Here is a 19637-nt window from a genome sequence, read left to right on the forward strand (position 1 = left end):
TGTGGAAATTCAATTTTTTCTTCATAACATCAATTACATAGGTTCGTCTTTTCTTTTTGTCATCGGCCTCTATACAGTATTAACACATCCCAATCTGATTAAAAAGATTATTGGGATAAATATCATGGAAACATCCGTATTCCTATTTTTTGTTTCTATTGGGTTTATTCAGAGTGGTCATGCACCGATCCTTCATATGCAAGGAAATGATGCCATTCAATATGTGAACCCGCTTCCCTCTGCATTGATTTTGACAGGTATTGTGGTAGCCGTCAGTATTACGGTATATGGCCTCAGTATGATTATTAAAATATACAATGCGTATGGAACGATTGAGCTGGATGAGATAATGCAGATAAGGAGTGATGAAGCCAATGATTAGTATGCATCTGCCGGTGTATGTTTTACTGCTGCTGTTGGCAATGGCTTTAACCATTCCACTTGCTACTAGGCTATCAAATCTCGAAATTAAGATTTTTATGACATACTCTTTGGTGGTGGCTACGATGCTTTCCGTAGCAACTGTGATTAGGGTGCTTCAGTCTGGTGCTTATGTGTACCACTTTGGCCTTCGGGATCCAATGATCGGTGTCGAATTTGTGGTGGATGAATTTTCAGCTGTGATGGTTGCCTTGGTCATGATTTTATCCACGTTGATTGTTTTCTATTCCTATCGAGACGTAGAACATGAAATATACCCCCACTTAGTTCCTGGGTATTACACCTTAGTTTTTCTGTTAATGTTCTCCATGATCGGCATGATTCTGACCAATGACTTGTTCAATTTATATGTTTTTATGGAAATATTATCATTGACTTCTTGTGGTATTGTCTCAATTAAGCGTAAAAAAGAAAATTTGCTAGCGAGTATGAAATACTTGATGTTAGGGACGATTGGATCTGTATCTATTCTGATGGGGATTGCTTTTTTATACATGGTTACGGGAAACCTCAATATGAGCATTAACTATGAAATTATTCAGGAAGTTTGGCATATTTATCCTCGAAACATATTGATAGCATTGGGTTTTATTTTGACAGGATTTGGCATAAAAGCGGCTGTGTTTCCGTTACATACATGGCTTCCAGATGCTCACTCCACTGCTCCAACTCCCTCTAGTGCCTTACTTTCAGGACTAGTGGTAAAAATATATTTATTTGCTATGATTAAAATGATTTACCGGGTGATTGGATTTGATATTGTTACACAGCTGGATATCCCATTGTTTCTTACCTATTTTGCTATGGTAGGGATGATTATGGGATCCGTTTTTGCTATTGGACAAAAGGATATGAAAAGAATTTTGGCCTATTCTAGTGTTGCTCAAATAGGGTATATCGTGTTAGGGATTGGTTTAGCAACAGAATTAGGGTTATCGGTGGCATTATTTCATGTGGTCACGCATGCATTGATGAAATCTGCCCTGTTTTTAAGTGCGGGTGCCATTATCTACCAAACTGGGAAACGGGATATTCGATACTTTGCAGGAATCGGATATCAGATGCCCGTAAGCATGGTAGTTTTCACCATTGGTGCACTTGGAATGATTGGAATACCTGGAATTAACGGGTTTATGAGTAAGTGGTATTTAAGCCTGGCGGTGCTGGATGCTGGAAGGCCAATGATTTTGTTGGTGATCCTTTTAAGCAGTTTTCTTAATGCGGTGTACTACCTGCCAATTATCATCAGTGCCTTTTTAAAGGAGAGTGCAGATCGAGAAAATGTGATGATAGTGGATGATGTACCAAAGAGCATGACAATTCCTATGTCTATTATCGCAGGTCTTTGCATTCTAATTGGATTTTTTCCACAGTTGATTATGACTTTTATTGAGAGAGCAATCCCTACATTTTTTTAGGAGTACCGATTTATTCATTTGAATCGTATAAGGACTATGTCATATGGAGGCGTATGGAAAATGAGCATCTCTAGTCAAAGTGAAAAAGGAATGGAAAATAACTCCAAGGGAAAACCCCTAAATAAATGGTATCATAACATTTCGCGGGATTATTTTTGTGTGAGTTGCATTGTTATGTTTGTGATTTCCTTGGTTTTAATCACTCTTTTTGTCGTGATGACAACTGGATACAAGGAAGGGGACCCTTTTTGTCGTTTCATCGGGGCATGCAACCGATCTCTTCCATTACTAGAAGCGGCTATTCACTTTCCGTACTTGCCTTTATTAGCTCTCTTTCTTCCTTTTCTAGGAGGGCCAATAGAAGCCTATATAGGGAAACGATCCGACAACCTCCGAGACGTTACGGTTGTATTCACTTCATTTGCAACTTTTCTGGTGATCCTTCTCATGTATCCCCAAGTGGTGGATGGTGGAATCCAGAATGTAATTCCAGGTGTTTTTGGATATGGACTGCATTTTAATGTGGATATGCTCAGCTACATCATGTTAAGTACAGCAGGCATTTTATGGCTTATGGTGAGCATTTATGCCCATGAATACATGTTGACGGAAAATCATCGGGAACGTTTTTACCTTTTTAAAGCCATTACCTTTAGTGGTGTTATGGGAACTGTGATGGCTGGCGATATTTTGACTATGTTTCTATTCTTTGAAATTATGACCTTTAGTTCCTATTTGTTGGTGGCACACAATCAAACTACAGACTCTATTTTAGCTGGGAATAACTATATTTTCATGGGTGTAGGTGGTGGATTAGCCGTACTAGTAGGGATGCTCTTATTACTTTTCAATACGAATCACCTTGATTTTGTATTTCTTGCACTGGAATTGAGCGATACTGGTTGGCTTCAGTACATCATATCTTTTCTTTTTGTCATTGGTTTTGGGATTAAAGCAGGAATGCTGCCGCTACATATATGGCTTCCTAAGGCTCATCCAGTGGCACCTACTCCGGCGTCGGCTTTGTTATCTGGATTATTGATTAAAATAGGGGCCTATGGCCTTTTAAGGATTACAACTAGTTTTTTTATGCCGGCTGCTCATATGATTACAGGTGCAGATGATCCGCTATGGTTGCTGTCAAAAAACATGGGTGCTATTATTATATGGATAGGGATTGCTACTATGGCAGTGGGTGTTTTCATGGCTCTGCAGCAAGGGGATATGAAAAAGATGCTAGCATACCATAGCATTAGCCAAATGGGATATATTATTATGGGCGTAGGTGTAGCCTCTTATCTGGGATACATTGGTGCAATGGGTTTTGCAGGGAGTATTTATCATACAGTGAATCACGCCTTGTTTAAAGCACTTCTCTTTATGGTAGCTGGAGTAGTGTACCTAAAGACACATGAAAAAAATATGTATAAGCTGGGAGGTCTCTGGCGACAGATGCCCTTTACAGCATTGGTTTGTTTGATTGCGGCTCTTGGTATCACAGGAATGCCAGGTTTCAATGGATTTGCTAGCAAATCTTTGTTGCATCATGCCATTGATGAAGCCTATGAGTACGGTCACTATTCTTTTAAATATGCAGAAGTAATTTTTACCATTGTAAGTGCTGGGACTGTGTGTTCATTTATTAAAATGTTTTCTTATGTCTTCCTGGGAAAATGTCCAAATGAGCATCAAAACCTATCTAAAAGTGGGAATGGTATGATGCAAATGGCCATGGGTGGGCTTGGAATCTTAATTATTGGGATAGGCCTAGCACCAAACTATGCCATGGATCAATTCATTATTCCAGCAGCGAAGGTCTTTACCTATGACGCATACTTTATTGAGAGCTATTTAGTGGATATGAATTTTTTTAATTATAAAGATATGACTGGGATGATTCCCGTATATTTACTTGGATTTGGAATTTTTTTTGCAGGAAAAAAATTCGATTTATTTCATTTGCATATGCCTAAGTGGATGGACTTTGAATTTGTCATGTACAAACCGCTATCAAAAATGGTGATGAATGCATCAAAAAGAATTACAGATGAGTATGATGTGAAAACTACCAATGCGGATGTATACATTTATGCAACAATTTTAGTGGTGACACTGTTTTTCCTAACGATTTTTATTAGGTAAATCAGTTGCCTTAAGAAAGGAGCCAACTTTGTGAACCTGGCACGCGTTATTATTCAAATCGGTCTTCCGTTTTTATTTATTACATTTGTTGCCATGGAGGTTATTGTGATTCCCTTAGTGGGGAGTAAAGAAAGACACCTTCGAAGAATGCTTGTAAAGCTCTATATTTTGATGACAACCTTTTTATTCTTACTTACGTTTCCAGAAGTTTTAAGAGAGCCAATTGTTTATAATATTGCTGGAGTATTTGAAACGGGAATCTTTTTCAAAATTGATTTACTAAACTTTCCTTTACTTATACTTGCTGGATTATTATGGCTTGTTATTGGTTACTTTAGTCGTGAAGACATCAATTATATTTTCTACACGGTTACCTATATAGCTACTATTGGAACCCTTTTGGCTGGTGACTTATTGAGTTTTTTCTTGTTTTTTGAAATTATGACCTTTGCTTCTTACGCATTAATGGTATACCACCGTGGTGAAGAGCAGCTAGAGGCAGGCTTTGTGTATTTATATATGGGAATTATTGGTGGTCTGATGATTCTTAGTGGCATTTTGATGTTGTCAGCCTATACAGGAACCTTTGAGTGGACGCATTTGGCTGTTCGTTTTAGTGAGTTGGGTTACATTAAGTATTTTATAGCGTTTTTTTTGATCACTGGATTTGGGATAAAAGCAGGTATGGCACCATTTCATTTCTGGATGCCGCGGGTGTACGATGGAGCACCTATTGCAGTGATTGCTCTTTCCTCAGGGGTGTTAATTAAAGTTGGCGCTTATGGGATATTAAAAGTGATAGCGGTGACGTTTTCAGTGGATGCCAGCCAAGGACTACAGTTTTATCCAATGCTCTGGGAAGTTTCTCGAAATATAGGGTTTGTGGTTATTTGGCTTGGTATTTTAACAATGGTAGTAGGGGTATTTATGGCCCTACAGCAGGGCAGCACGAAGAAAATGTTGGCGTACCATAGTGTTTCTCAAATGGGATATATTATTATGGGCGCTGGGGTAGCGGCTTATTTAGGATATATTGGTCCTATGGGTTTTGTAGGCAGTATGTATCATACATTGAACCATTCTCTTTTTAAAGTGTTACTATTTATGGTAGCGGGAGCTGTCTATTATCAAACTGGTGAAACCAATATGTATCGGATGGGTAGCCTCTGGAAAAAAATGCCAATTACAGCAGGATTATGTTTAGTTGCTGTTCTTGGGATAACAGGTATGCCACTGTTCAATGGATATGCTAGCAAAACAGTTTTGCATCATGCCATCGAAGAAGCCTTTATGTATGGGCATCCTTCTTTTGAATATGCAGAATGGATTTTTACCGTTGTTAGTGCTGGGACAGTATGTTCTTTTATAAAGTTTTTCTACTTTATTTTTCTTAGAAAAAACAAAGACAATGAGCCTTTAAAGATAAAAGACCCTATAAGTATGAATGCACCTATGGGAGTCTTAGCTGTATTAATCATATTCTTTGGTGTGGCCCCTAATTGGATGATGGATACGGCCTTAATACCAGCGGCATTGGCTTTTTCTTATGATCCTGAATTTATATCGAACTATCTAATGGACATGAACTTTTGGAATTGGAAAGACTTAAGTGGGATGGTGATAGTCTATGGACTTGGAATAGCCATGTTTTTAATTGGCATGAAATTCCATCTATTCCACCTTAAGTTGCCTAGCTGGGCCAGCGCCGAAAGATACATTTATTCACCTGTTAATACTGTATGCGAAAAATTCCCAGATTTTTGTGTACAGCGTTATGAAAAACCGATCATTTTTGGTGATACGTTGATCTATGCCATATTGCTTACAATTATTATGGCGATGCTAGTGGTTTCTAGGCTATTTATATAAAGGGAGAAATGGTAGGGTGATGGCATGTTTTTTAACAAAAAACCAGACATAGAATTAGATAGGGAATTGCTTAAAAAAAACAAGGTCCCCATTTTAATTAAAGATTCGGCATGGAAAACCATGGCATCACACTTTAAAGATCGAAAAATAAATTCGTTGAGTCAAGAATTAAGTCAGATTTTAAAGGAAGAAAAACAACTTGAAGTTGAGATCCAACAAATGAAGAAAGAAAAATCTGCAATGACTCAACACGTTTTGGAAATGTCCTATCAGTTAAATCAAAATAATCAATATGGATCGGATAAAGAAATGAATAAAGCAAAAAATGGTTTGCAGGAAACCACAAGAAAACTGGAATCTTTATATGCTAAAAAAGAAGAAATGCCATCCTTGATTCAGGAAGTAAACTTTCAACTTTTGGAAGCTACGGTAGCAAATGCTGCTAGTCAATTGATACATGAAGATCGAGAACATCAAAAACGGGAAAAAGAAATAAAGATATTGAGAGAAGAGCTGAATCGCTTAAGAGAAAAAAAAGAGGAAGCCGAAGAAAAAATGTACATGTATTATCACTTTTTGCATTCTCTATTGGGACCTTCACAGATGGAAGAGTTGGATCATCAGATTCACTACAAGAAATAGTCATTGCAGGAACCCAAGGTCCGAGGTTGAGATACAGCCCAAAAGCAGGTAGAACAGGAGTAATTAAATGATTTCATCAACAGGTGTGGATTTGGTTGAAATAGCCAGGATAAAAAAAGCCATTGAAAAAAACAGAAAATTCATCCATAGAATCATGACTACCACAGAAAGGCAACAATGCGAAGAAAAAGGAAATCGAGCTGAAACCATTGCAGGAATTTTTTCTGCAAAAGAAGCAGTAGCGAAAGTATTGGAAACGGGAATTGGGAAAGTAAGCTGGAAAGAAATACAAATTTTAAAAAGTTCAGAAGGTGCGCCGAAGGTGGTATTGGCAGGAAAAGCTAAAGAAGTGGCAATTTTGAAATCGATTAAGCAAATTCATGTTAGCATTACTCACAGCTCCGATAGTGCGATGGCTTTTGCCATTGGAGAAATCAATGAGAATAAGGAGGAAAAAAAGATGCAATCGGAACAGCTTAAAAGACCAGTTTGGGCAGAGGTTTACCTAGATCATTTATCCCATAATATTCAAGAAATAAGAAAAAATATTCCAACGGAAACAACCATATGTGCCGTGATAAAAGCCAACGGATATGGTCATGGTTCTGTTAACATGGCATCGCATTTAGAGCGTTGTGGCATTGATAGATTTGCAGTTGCAACTTTAACAGAAGCACTAGAGCTACGGCATAATGGATGTGAAAAGCCGATTCTAATTTTGGGCTATACACCGGATGAACTGGTTCAAGAAGCTGTAGAAAAGGAATTGCAGCTAACTACATATACGATGGACCAAGCCCAGATTATATCTCAAAAGGCGGTTGATAGAAAAAAAGAAGCATTAATACATATCAAACTGGATACAGGTATGTCACGGCTTGGATTTCAGCCAACGATACAATCTTTAGAGGAGATTAAAAACATCACTGGATTGCCAAATCTTGTAGTGGAAGGTATTTATACCCATTTTGCAGCGGCAGATGATGAAAACAAGGATGAAACCAGAAGGCAGATCAATAAGTTTAATGAGTTCTGTCGTGAGATGGAAAATAGAGATATTCAAATTCCTATGAAACATATGGCTAATAGTGCCGCCATTATCGATATGCCCGAAACTCATTTAGACATGGTGAGAGCAGGAATTATGATGTATGGCTTATATCCTTCGAATGAGGTAAATCATGGAACCTTTAAGCTCAAAAGAGTCATGTCCCTTAAGACTAGAATTGCTCATGTAAAAGAAATCGAAGAAGGAACTGGCGTTAGCTATGGATTGACGTTTAGAGCGAGCAAAAAAATGAAAATAGCCACTTTGCCAATTGGATATGCAGATGGGTATAGTAGGCTACTAGGTGAAAAAGCAGAAGTCATGGTACGAGGCCATAAATGTCCAGTGGTAGGGAGAATTTGCATGGATCAATGTATGGTGGATGTAACTGGCCTGAGTGTTCACCGTGGCGAAGAGGTAACCTTGTATGCAACAGAAGATGAATATGGCGATACAGTGGATGATGTGGCTCGTAAACTAGATACGATTAACTACGAAATCACCTGTATGGTGAGTAGGCGTGTTCCACGTCTGTATATTGAAAATGGTTTAGTGATTCAACATCGGGATGATCTTCTTTAAAGCATCGTTGACAGCAGGTAGACCCTTCGGGTATAATATGCGGTAACAAATTACTTTTCGGTCCGGAGGTGCGCCATGAAGAAACCGGAACAGTTTTTGAAAATTCATTTGCCTGAAAATATGATCCGTGAGTTGGATTATTACGGGCAAAAAGAGAATAAAAACAGAAATCAAATCATTAAGGAAGCTATGCAATTCTTTATTTGTGAAAAGAACAAGGTATTGATGTATGAAAAAATGAAGAATGGATATGAGGAGATGGGGAACATCAACCTAGCTTTGGCAGAAATCGGACTTTGTATTGAATATGCGCTGCTCCGAAATTATGAAGATGAGATGCCAGAATGGAAAGAGGTGCCATGGTAAAAAGAGGAGAAATATACTACGCAGATTTAAGCCCAGCGGTCGGATCCGAACAGGGTGGGATTCGACCTGTACTAATAGTTCAAAACAATATTGGGAATCGCTATAGTCCAACGGTAGTGGTGGCCGCTATTACGACCCAAATAAACAAAGCAAAGCTTCCAACACATATTGAAGTGAAGGCTCCAGATTATGGACTGGCCAAAGACTCGGTTATTTTACTGGAGCAAATTAGAACCTTGGATAAAAAAAGATTGCAGCAACGTTTGGGTCGGATGGATGAATACGCCATGACGGACGTGAATCAGGCGCTTATGATTAGTTTAGGATTGATGGATTTTTAATACATAGCTACCCATATACGTACATAAGGATAACGAGGCTCAAAAGCAGGCAGGAGTGTAGGCGCTCATACATTTCCTGCCTGCTTTTGAGCTTGTTACCAAAGAAAGGAATAAACTTTAATGAAAAAATGGACATTTGATAAAACACTTCTTATATTCATTGCGATAGCTATTTTATCTAGCAGCGTTCTTTTGGTACAAAGGATGAATCTTGAGTCAAGTCATAAACAGGTTGAGGTTTTTATCGACTATTATGAGACAAAAGAATTAGCAGATCAATCGGATAAGAGTTTTGAATGGTGGTTGAAAAAATTCAAATCTTTGGGTGCTACACATGTAGTATTGGAAGAGGAAAGTTTAGGTTTATTGCGTCAAGAGCTACAACCGCTTAGTGTTGAGGTGGGAAGAAATATCCTTCGGGAGTGGAACTGGGAAGAATTTGTTCCTGAATCCTTAATCAGCTACCATGCAGAAACAGGAATTGAAGATTATGATGTGGTGGTGTTGACAGAAGAAAAAGAATTATATCAACGAATTTCAGATGGTCTGATAAGCAGATACGAGGAAGAACGTTTTACAATTCTAGAAGATAAGGATGAATATGCTATTGTCATTCATGGGTCAGTGAATGATGCGGTTTTTAATGAGCCACAGCAGTTAGAAGATACAGATGGACGAAGTTATATGTGGGAACAACGAGTGCATTCGTCTCAGTTAAATAGGTTGAGTTTAGGGTTTGATCCAGAAAAAATTAGGACCATTAAAGAATCTGGCCTCCAAGTGATGCCAAGACCCCATGGATATAAAGAGTGGACTGGTGAAAAATATATTAATGCCCTAATGGATGATTTGGAATATTTTGAAATTCGCCCAAGTGCTATTTTTTATTCAGGCAAGCAAATGCCCGGATATGCAGATGAGTCCATTAAAGTGTTGGAACAGTATTTGCTTCAAAACGATATCAGATTGGCTATGATTGAAACATCATTTCAACGGGAACACCTTGAATTAGACGGATTTGATGAGTTGGCGGCTGGAATGAAGTCAAAAGCAGTTCGAGTGTTTAATGTGTGGCCGTTTATTCAGCAGCGATATCAGTTTTACCATTATGAAGGTGCGGAAGAAATTGAAAATACTTTGTATAGAGCGGTTACAGAACGAAATATACGATTAATCTATTTTAAACCTTTTATGGAAAATCCTAATATATACATTACGGATGCAGAGGAATATGAAAGGATTTTTCAACGATTTGAAGAGAGGATTTCCAGACATGGGATGGTTCTAGGAACTGCTTCCACTTTTCCAGCGCATCACCCAGAGCCTATTTGGATGATGTTTATGTTAATTGGAACAATGGCTGGTGGTATCTTGTTGCTCAAAAAACTTTTTCCGTTGGCAAACTTGTTCTGGATCAGCTTATTGATATTAGCCATAGGGATGATGGCAGTTATTTTGTTTAAACAGCCAGAATTAGGAGAGAAAATCCTAGCCTTGTCGGCTGCGGTGGTTTTTCCTTCCCTTGGGATGCAAGTGTTTTGCGAAACAACAAAACATTTTTTTATGAAAAAAGAACCTTTACAATTTATTCGATCTGCCCTTGAAGGCGTGATCCTGATGCTAAAGGTAACATTAATTTCTTCCGTAGGCGCAATGATTGTAGCAGCAGCCTTATCCGATGTTCGGTACCTACTGGAAATGGATATCTTTCGAGGGGTTAAGATAGGACAACTAATCCCAATTGCTATTTTTGGAGTCCAGTTTATGTTTTACTTTGGATATAAACGCCAAGAAGAGAATTTTACAAACCCTCGTATTAGACTTCACGAAGTGCGTACTCTGCTGATGGAGAATATTAAAATTATTTATATTGCAGTGCTTGGATTTGTAATGATTGCTGGATATATCTATATGGCTAGAACAGGGCATGAAGGCAATATGCAGCCCATGGAAATAGAAATGATGGTTCGTAATTTTCTGGAAGAAACACTTTTGGTAAGGCCGCGGACTAAAGAATTTACAGTGGCATTTCCAGCACTTATGATTGGAGTATATATCGCATCGCTGCGCCTTAAATCATTGTTGTTTTTAGTTGGAATGGCAGCGGTGATTGGACAAACTTCAGTTGTCAACACATTTAGTCATTTAAGAACGCCAGTTTACGTTTCTGCTATTCGAACGATCTATTCATTATTAGCTGCCATTCCGTTTTTTCTGATGTATTTGGCGATGCTGAGCCTTATTGTATATGCATATGGTCGCTGGATTCAACCGCTATGGGATGATTCGAATTCCACGGAGATTCAATCATGAGGAAGGACAAGAAAATGAAAAGGATTTTTATGTTTGGGTATTATGGTTTTAACAACACAGGAGATGAGGCGATTCTGGAAGCGATTGTTGAGCAATTTCGAAAAATTCTTCCAGGAGTTCATCTTTCTGCCCTTAGCTATACAGCTGCAGAAACTGAAAAACGATATAATATTCATGCAGTGAGCAGAAATCGCTTTTTTCAGGTAATTCAATCCATTTGCAAAGCAGATTTAGTAATGAGTGGTGGCGGTTCTATATTGCAAGATGTAACTAGTAGTCGTTCCTTATTATATTATTTAGGGATCATAGCGTTAGCAAAATTAGCTGGGAAAAAAGTTGCTTTCTATGGGAATGGTTTTGGACCAGTAAGTCGACCTTTCAATAAAGCTTTGGCTAAATGTGTGATTAATCGAGTGGATCTTATAACGGTTAGGGATGAAGAGTCTAAGAAATTAATGGAATCCCTTGGAGTTCACAGAAATATCGTTGTTACAGCAGATGCAGCGTTTACTTTATCGGGGTTATCTATGTATGAAGATGTATCTGATAAGCAACCAACCGTAGGGATTTCTTTAAGAAATTGGCAGGGCAAGGATCATTACACAGCGATGGTAGCGGCCTGTGCTGATGAATTGGTACAGAGTGGGTACCAAGTACTCTTCTTGCCGATGCAGTACCCTGCAGATGTGACTATATCAAAAGAAGTAGCATCAATGATGAAGATGCCAGCCCAAGTCTTAGAAGAAAAAAAAGACCCTAAAGAAATGATTGCTGAGATGGGGAAACTTGATTTTATGATCGGCATGAGACTTCATTCTCTTATTTTTGCAGCTATTGCCGAAGTTCCAATGATCGGCTTATCCTATGAATCTAAAATCACCAGTTTTCTGAAATTAGTATCTCAACCCTGTGCCGGTGATGTTGAAACGTTGACGGAAGAAGAACTTAGAAAAACGGTGAATCAATTGATTCAAGAGAAGGTTCCGTATAAAAACAAATTAAAAGAAGCGAAGTTGGAATTAAACCAAAAAGCATATCACAATGCAACTATGATAAAGGAATTTATATACAGAGGAGAAGGGATTTCATGAAACCTGTAGAAATGATGGGAGTGCCTATTGCACCAGTGACCCAGCAGCAGCTAACAAACATTATTATGGAATTTATGGAAGGGCATCAATGTCGAAGTATCATGACTCCAAACCCTGAAATGGTAATGGCTGCGCAGAAACATGATGGCCTTATGAAAGCACTTCAATCAGCAGATTTAGTATTACCAGATGGCATCGGATTAATTATGGCCTCTAAATTGAAAAATATGGGTCTAAAAGAACGAGTAACAGGTATTGACACGATGGATCAAATTCTGGCCTACTGCTATAAAAGGAATAAGCGTGTGTTTTTGCTGGGTGGAAAACCGGGTGTGGCAGATATGGCAGCGAAAAATATTGAAAAAAAATACCCAGGTATACAGATTGTAGGAACTCAACATGGGTATTTTAATACAGATGATTCAAACGAAGTATTGAAAGAGATCAACGAGAGTCAACCAGATGTATTGTTTGCAGGTCTTGGATTTCCAAGACAAGAAGTCTGGATTCAAAATTGGAGAGAAGAAATGAATTGTTGTATTGCTATGGGGATAGGTGGTAGTCTGGATGTGTATGCAGGTGTGGCTAAACGAGCACCCTTAACGTTCCAAAAACTTGGACTCGAATGGTTCTATCGATTGATCAAAGAACCATGGAGAATAAAAAGAATGATGGTACTGCCTCGTTTTTTGTGGGATATCCTTTGGAAATGATTGGAAGAAAGGCAGGGATTAGTATGAAAAAGACCTCTATTATTTTAGAATATGCAGTGATAACCCTAGGCAGTGCAATGATGGCATTTGCCTTGCATTTTTTTTTGGAACCCAATACAATTGCACCAGGTGGAGTGACTGGATTAGCAGTTGTTATTCAAAAATTGATGGGAATACCCATGGATATTACCAATCTGGTTATTAACATACCTCTTTTTATCGCGGGTATTATGATTCTTGGAAAGGCATTTGGGGCTAAAACAGCTTATGCAACCTTGATGCTATCATTATTTATTCGGATTTTTATTATTTTTTTTGGTTCTCAGTATACCATTACGACGGATATATTGTTGGCGGCTATTTATGGAGGGGTAACATTAGGAATTGGAATCGGACTGGTGTTTAAAATGGGAGGTACAACAGGCGGAACAGATTTAGCCGGTGCTATGATTAATCGATATATCCCCACGTTAAGCATTGCAAAATTAATGATGATACTCGATCTTATTATTGTTGCTTTTGCTGGTATTGTCGAGCAAAAAGTAGAGACGGCTCTATATTCTGTAATTGCATTATATATCGTTGTAAAATTAGCGGATTTTATTGTGGAAGATCTTAGTTATTCAAAGGCGTTTTATATCATATCTCAAAAATCTGATGTAATAGGTGAAAGGATCATTCAAGAGTTAGATAGAGGCGTTACCGTCATTGATGCAAAAGGAATGTATACAGGTGAATCGAAAAATATGCTGCTGTGTGTAGTCAGCAGAGCACAGGGTGTAAAATTAAAAAAACTGGTATACGAAGAAGATCCATATGCATTTATGATGGTCTCTACTATTCATGAAGTGCTAGGAGAAGGCTTTAAGGAGGTGGATCCAGTATAAGAAGACAAAATCCCTATTTTTAAACAAGTTTGCTTCTTTAATTTAGTAGATATAGAAGTGTTAAAGCTCTTGCAATAAATACAAATATGGAGGTAACCAATGAATTCCTGGAAAAAAGTATTTTTAACTATTTTCTTTATTGGAACAATGATGGTCAGTATAATGCTTCAGCCAGTTTTTGCTGGTAACTATCTTTATGAAGATCGTCAAACAACTACCATCGGTAGCGGTGTGACCCACGAAAGAATCCTTCGTTTCGGAGAAAATGGTTGGTTGCATAAAAATGTAATTGTGGTTGACTTGGAAGATGAAAGAACAGAAATTGACTTGTTGCAGAGTTCCAAAGGAGTTTCTCATAAAGAGACGTTGAGCCAGATGTTAACACAAAAAAACAGCCCCATTGCTGCCATTAATACAGATTTTTTCTATATGACAAATCCGGATTCGCCTCTTGGGGTGATGGTTCGTGATGGAGAAATGGTTAGTAGTCCAGTCATAGAGAAGCCTTTTTCTGCTTTATCCATCAATAAAGATCAGCAGGCAATTATTGATGCGTGGCAGAATAATATGTATGTATCCTCTCAAAGTGGAAAAATTTTCAGTATAAGAGCTTATAATAAAATTACCTGGAATTATCATCAAACAACGATTCTTGATCACAACTGGGGAGAAAAAACACCTGGTGCCACCAATGAATATCCAGACTTGGTTGAAATAGTGGTTGTGGAAGGCGAAGTTCAAGAAGTTAGAAGAGGGCTGCCATCTGTTACCATACCCAAGGATGGATATGTGCTTTTAGCTTCTGGACACGAGGGTCAGCGTTTGTATGATGAGGTAAAACACGGAGAGAGCCTTACCTTTCATCCTCAAACGGTTCCTAATATGGAAGATATACAGCTGGCAGTAGGAGGAGGAACACCCTTAGTTCGGAATGGTCAAATCGTATCCTTTACGGAACCAGTGACAGGAAATCATCCTCGTACTGCTGTTGGGATTGATAGTAGTGGAAAAAAACTAATGATGGTTACAGTGGATGGTCGACATCATTCTTACCGAGGCGTCAATGGTGCTGTGATGGCTAGGTTGATGATAGAAGCTGGGAGCCATCAGGCCCTATTAATGGATGGGGGGGGGTCAACCACTATGATGACCCGTAAACCAGGAGAGTCTGAGGCTAGACTGGCAAATGTACCGTCTGATGGAGGACAGCGAAGGATTATAAATGCCCTTGCAGTTTCTTCTGCAAAAAATGGATATGATGCTATAGGTGGAATTGTATTAGAAGCAGATCGGAAAATGGCCTTTAAAGACCACGGAGTGGCTCTTCAGGTGAAGGGATTCGACGAAGCGTATCGTGTTATGGAGGTAAGTTTGAACCAAGTCGAATTTAGCGTCGTAGAAGGCGATGGAAGAGTAGAAAATGGAAAATTGATTCCTGAATCACCTGGAAGAATAAAACTAGAAGCCAGTTACGGCGGGAAAACAGACATAATGGAGTTTGAAATCCTTGAAGAAGTGGCAGCTATACAAGTGGAGGCACCTATTTATCATATGGGAAAAAATGAGGAAGTCAACCTTAAGGTGGAAGGAATAGATCCAGAAGGATATCGAGCTCCCTTGACTTTTAATCAGGTTCAGTGGGAAGACAAGAATTCTTTGGGAAGCTTTTCTGAGGGAGTCTATCGAAGCGGGCAGCAGGATGGTGTGACGGTTTTGCGTGCCAGTTATAACGGACACTCAGCCGCGATTCCTATGGCAATAGGTGCACAAAGAACCAGCTTGCCTGGATTTAGGACCTTTAATCCTGGGTTTAGAGGATACCCTGACGTGGTTTCTGGAGATGTCCGTATTCACGATGATGGAAAAGTGAACAATCACTCTATCCGTTTAAATTATGACTTAACAGGATCCATTGAAACCACAGCTGCATATGTGGTATTTGAAAAAGAGTATCCCCTTCCTGCTGGCACCAGCGAAATTGGAGTTTGGGTGCATGCAATTGAAACAGCACCACATTGGATACGGGCACAGGTGCAGGATGGGAATGGCAATAACCATACTGTGGATTTAAAGCAGGGAATTGACTGGACCGGCTGGGAGTTCCTAAGCGGAAATTTATCAACGGACTTAAAGCCACCACTTACCTTACAAAGACTATACGTAGTGGAACCAGAACCTTTCTTTAAAACATCTGGAACCTTACTCTTTGATGGTATGGAAGCTATTGCTCCTTTAGCATTGCCGAATTTGACGGCTGAAGAAGCTGGTGGTCAGTTGAGGGATAGGAGAAATAAAACACCAGAGTCTATTGAGTCTATGTTTTCGATTTATCCTGATATGAGCCTACACAAGTCAGGAAACACCCTTTTGAAGAATAATACATCTTTACAAGAAGGGGAAACATTATTCCTGCGTATCAACAGTGAGAACAAAGGAATTCGCCAAACTAATTATCAACAATGGCCATGGTTGAAAAGTCAATTAAGCAGCAATACAGCCAAGAATCTGGTATTATTGATCAATCATCCAGTTTGGGGTCCACAAGGTTTTACGGATGAGCTGGAAGCAGATCTTTTTAATAATGAATTAAGCAAGATAGCGGAAGCGGATAAAAATGTCTTTGTCTTTTATGGGAACGGCAATACAGGAACGGAAATGAGAGATGGTGTCCGATACATTGGCTTGGGTAAAAATGTGGATAGAAAAATGAATCTGTATCAATCCCAAGGGAAGATCTATTATAAAGCCACTGACGATACCTATGAGGAAGCTACTACGGAGCCTTCAATTGAAGAAAATCAACAACAAGTGGAGGATGGATCTGTTGTTTTCAGAGTAGGAGAACTCCATTACATTGCTGGGAACCAGAAGGTGAAATTGGATGCGGCTCCCTATCTGAAAGAGGGGAGACTGATGGTGCCAGCAGCCCATGTTTCAAAAGCTCTTGGCGTACCAAAGGACAACGTAAGCTGGGACGCTGACCGTTCCATGGCGATTATTGAAACCCAAGAGGGTATTGTACTCAAAATGAAGATTGGAAGTACTAAATTACTAGTGGGTGAAGATTCTTTGGAGATGGGGACAGAAGCAGAAATAAGGAATGACAGAACGTATATTCCGATTTCTCGCTTTGCAAGAGCTATGAGTGTTGAGTATGTATGGGATCCAGAAGGTCAAAGGGTTATATTTTAAAATAAAAAAGCATCTGCAAATTTTGCAGATGCTTTTTATTAACGCTGAGGAATTTATCATTGATCGATCAATCTTTTGAATGAATACAAGAAATAATGGTATAAAGACAGATAGGGAGTTGGTTAATTATAGTAACATAACCCAAAGGGGGGGTCATTATGGATAAGTACAAATTAAACTGGCAACAACTAAATAGCTTTTGCTCACCAGACAGTTTTAGTTTTAATACAACAAAAGATTTAAAACCATTGAGGGGAATTATTGGTCAAGATCGAGCTGCCCAGTCCTTAGAATTTGGTCTTAAAATGAAAAAACGTGGATACAATATCTATGTTTCTGGATTGAGTGGTACCGGAAGAAGCAGTTATACAGAATCTATTGCCCGTTCATATGCAGAAAATATGCCAACGCCTCAGGATTGGGTGTATGTATATAACTTTAAACATCCGGATAAGCCTAAGGCTTTGGGCATGGAAGCGGGCCTGGGAAATCAATTCAAAAAAGACATCGAATCCATGATTGAAAAAATTCGAAGAGAGATTATAACCGTTTTTAGAAGCACGGCCTATGAAACGAAAAAAGCAGAATTAGTGAAAGTATATCAGCAAAAAAACCAAGAATTGCTGAAGCAATTAAATGAAGTGGCGGCAAAATATGGCTTCACTTTTAAAGAGACAGAACATGGGTTGGCGACGATTCCTTTGGTTGATGAAAGACCTATGAATCAGGAAGAATATGAAAATCTTTCCTCAGAAAGATTGGATGAGCTTCGAGAAAAGTCCAATGAACTAAGTTTAAAAACCTTTGAAATGTTTAACGAAATAAAAGATCTCGAGGAAGCATTAAGGCAAAAAATGAAGAGTTTAGATGAGCAAACAGGATATGATGTCATCAATTATTATATTAAGAAGATATTGAATCGCTATAATCATCGAAAAGAAATTAGAGATTATATCAATGAAATGGAACGGGATATTGTTGAAAATATCCAGCGATTTAGAAGGAATGAAGAAGTTTCACAAGAAAAAGGACCGGCATTTTTCCTGAAAAAGGGCAGTGACGATTTTCGAATTAGATATCAGGTGAATCTATTTGTTGATAATAGTGATACAACACATGCACCTATTATAAACGAGAATAATCCAACTTTTTACAATTTAATGGGAGCTATTGAATATAAAAATGAAATGGGATCCTTAAAGACGGATTTTACTCAGATTAAAGCTGGATCTTTACACATGGCAAATGGTGGGTTTTTGTTGCTTCATACGAGAGAAATTCTTTTACAGCCATATGCCTGGGATACTTTGAAAAGAGCTCTTAAAACCGGGGAAATAAATATTGAAAACCTATCCCAACAGATGGGACTTATGGTCACATCTATGCTGAAACCAGAACCAATTCCAATGGATATAAAAGTACTGTTAATTGGAGATTCCTATACCTATAGTCTTTTATATGCCTTAGATGAAGATTTTAAGAAACTATTTAAAATCATGGCAGATTTTGATATAGAAATGAATCGTGATCAAGAAAGCATGGGGAAAATGGCTTCTTTTATAGCGACTCATTGTGAAGAAGTAGGCCTCAAAGATTTTGAACGTTCTGCTGTATGCAGAGTCATACAATACAGCTCCAGACTAGCAGACCATCAAGAAAAATTAACCTCTCGTTTTAGTGATGTGGTAGAAGTTCTTTACGAAGCAGATCAATGGGCTTCGGAGGATAAGTCGGAATTAGTGGCTCTGGAGCATGTAGAAAAAGCCATTGAAGAAAAAGCATTTCGCAACAACAAACATGAAGAAAAACTAAATGAACTATTTGAAGACGGTACATTGCTGATGGATGTAACAGGAAATCAAACGGGGCAAATAAATGGTTTAGTTGTTATGGGAACTGGGCAACACTCTTTTGGAAAACCTACACGCATCACTGTAACCACCTATCGGGGAAAACCAGGTATTATTAATATTGAGAGAGAAGTAGCAAAAAGTGGCCCAATCCACTCAAAAGGGGTATATGTTTTGAGTGGATATCTAGGAAAAAAATATGCTCAAGATCACCCGATTTCACTTTCGGTTAGCATCAGTTTTGAGCAGAACTATGCAATGATTGATGGGGATAGCGCCTCTAGTACCGAATTATATGGCATTTTGTCTAGTATAGCTGGTGTCCCAATTAAACAAAACATAGCGGTTACTGGATCTGTGAATCAAAATGGAGAAATACAACCTATAGGAGGCGTGAATGAAAAAATAGAAGGTTTCTTTGATGTATGTAAAATCATGGGGTTTACAGGAGATCAGGGTGTTATTATACCAAAACAAAATATGAAAAACCTGATGCTGAAAGACGAAGTGGTGGAAGCGGTGAAAGACGGACAGTTTCACATATACGCCATCGGCCATGCAGAAGAAGGAATAGAAATCCTTACGGATATTCCAGCGGGGGTTGCGGATGAAGAAGGGAATTATCCAGAAAAAACAATTAACGCCATGGTAAGCCGTAAGCTTCGAAGTATTCATAAAGAGGAAAAAAAGAAGTATAAAAAGGATATAGAATAAGCTAAAATAGACTCCTGCTCCCAGGAGT

The 19637-nt window shown here is 38.6% G+C and carries 14 protein-coding genes; all 14 read left to right on the forward strand.

Features of this window, described 5'->3' with window-relative positions:
- Position 1 precedes the first annotated feature (1 nt).
- The 14 genes from ACZ47N_RS11965 (at position 2) to ACZ47N_RS12030 (ending at position 19609) form a co-directional block, all read left to right on the forward strand.
- Positions 2–382 (forward strand): cation:proton antiporter subunit C, encoded by a 381-nt coding sequence (locus ACZ47N_RS11965; RefSeq protein WP_464886774.1) that lies wholly within the window; start codon positions 2–4, stop codon positions 380–382.
- Positions 375–1859 (forward strand): complex I subunit 5 family protein, encoded by a 1485-nt coding sequence (locus ACZ47N_RS11970; RefSeq protein WP_464886775.1) that lies wholly within the window; start codon positions 375–377, stop codon positions 1857–1859. The genes ACZ47N_RS11965 and ACZ47N_RS11970 overlap by 8 nt, the downstream gene beginning before the upstream one ends.
- Positions 1860–1919: 60 nt before the next feature.
- Entirely contained in the window at positions 1920–4001 is a 2082-nt protein-coding gene (locus ACZ47N_RS11975; protein ID WP_464886776.1) for a complex I subunit 5 family protein, read from the forward strand.
- Positions 4002–4031: 30 nt separating this feature from the next.
- On the forward strand, positions 4032–5870 hold the full coding sequence (locus ACZ47N_RS11980) for a complex I subunit 5 family protein (RefSeq protein ID WP_464886777.1): 1839 nt from the start codon (positions 4032–4034) through the stop codon (positions 5868–5870).
- 24 nt (positions 5871–5894) lie between these two features.
- Positions 5895–6512, forward strand: coding sequence for a hypothetical protein (locus tag ACZ47N_RS11985; protein ID WP_464886778.1), 618 nt, complete (start codon positions 5895–5897; stop codon positions 6510–6512).
- 67 nt (positions 6513–6579) lie between these two features.
- A complete protein-coding gene (gene alr / locus ACZ47N_RS11990; RefSeq protein WP_464886779.1) occupies positions 6580–8142 on the forward strand; it encodes an alanine racemase in 1563 nt (520 codons plus the stop codon).
- Between the two features lie 75 nt (positions 8143–8217).
- Positions 8218–8508, forward strand: coding sequence for a CopG family ribbon-helix-helix protein (locus ACZ47N_RS11995; RefSeq protein WP_464886780.1), 291 nt, complete (start codon positions 8218–8220; stop codon positions 8506–8508).
- Entirely contained in the window at positions 8487–8849 is a 363-nt protein-coding gene (locus ACZ47N_RS12000) for a type II toxin-antitoxin system PemK/MazF family toxin (protein ID WP_464886781.1), read from the forward strand. Before ACZ47N_RS11995 ends, ACZ47N_RS12000 begins: the two co-directional genes overlap by 22 nt.
- Before the next feature lie 120 nt (positions 8850–8969).
- On the forward strand, positions 8970–11162 hold the full coding sequence (locus ACZ47N_RS12005; protein ID WP_464886782.1) for a DUF5693 family protein: 2193 nt from the start codon (positions 8970–8972) through the stop codon (positions 11160–11162).
- A 14-nt stretch (positions 11163–11176) separates the two neighbouring features.
- Positions 11177–12253, forward strand: coding sequence for a polysaccharide pyruvyl transferase CsaB (gene csaB / locus ACZ47N_RS12010; RefSeq protein WP_464886783.1), 1077 nt, complete (start codon positions 11177–11179; stop codon positions 12251–12253).
- Positions 12250–12966, forward strand: coding sequence for a WecB/TagA/CpsF family glycosyltransferase (locus ACZ47N_RS12015; RefSeq protein WP_464886784.1), 717 nt, complete (start codon positions 12250–12252; stop codon positions 12964–12966). The genes csaB and ACZ47N_RS12015 overlap by 4 nt, the downstream gene beginning before the upstream one ends.
- A complete protein-coding gene (locus tag ACZ47N_RS12020; RefSeq protein WP_464886785.1) occupies positions 12963–13853 on the forward strand; it encodes a YitT family protein in 891 nt (296 codons plus the stop codon). The genes ACZ47N_RS12015 and ACZ47N_RS12020 overlap by 4 nt, the downstream gene beginning before the upstream one ends.
- Before the next feature lie 99 nt (positions 13854–13952).
- Complete coding sequence (locus tag ACZ47N_RS12025) at positions 13953–17045, forward strand: phosphodiester glycosidase family protein (protein WP_464886786.1); 3093 nt, start codon at positions 13953–13955, stop codon at positions 17043–17045.
- Positions 17046–17203: 158 nt separating this feature from the next.
- Entirely contained in the window at positions 17204–19609 is a 2406-nt protein-coding gene (locus tag ACZ47N_RS12030; RefSeq protein ID WP_464886787.1) for an AAA family ATPase, read from the forward strand.
- Positions 19610–19637 lie beyond the last annotated feature (28 nt).

The organism is Tindallia texcoconensis, assembly GCF_055383815.1.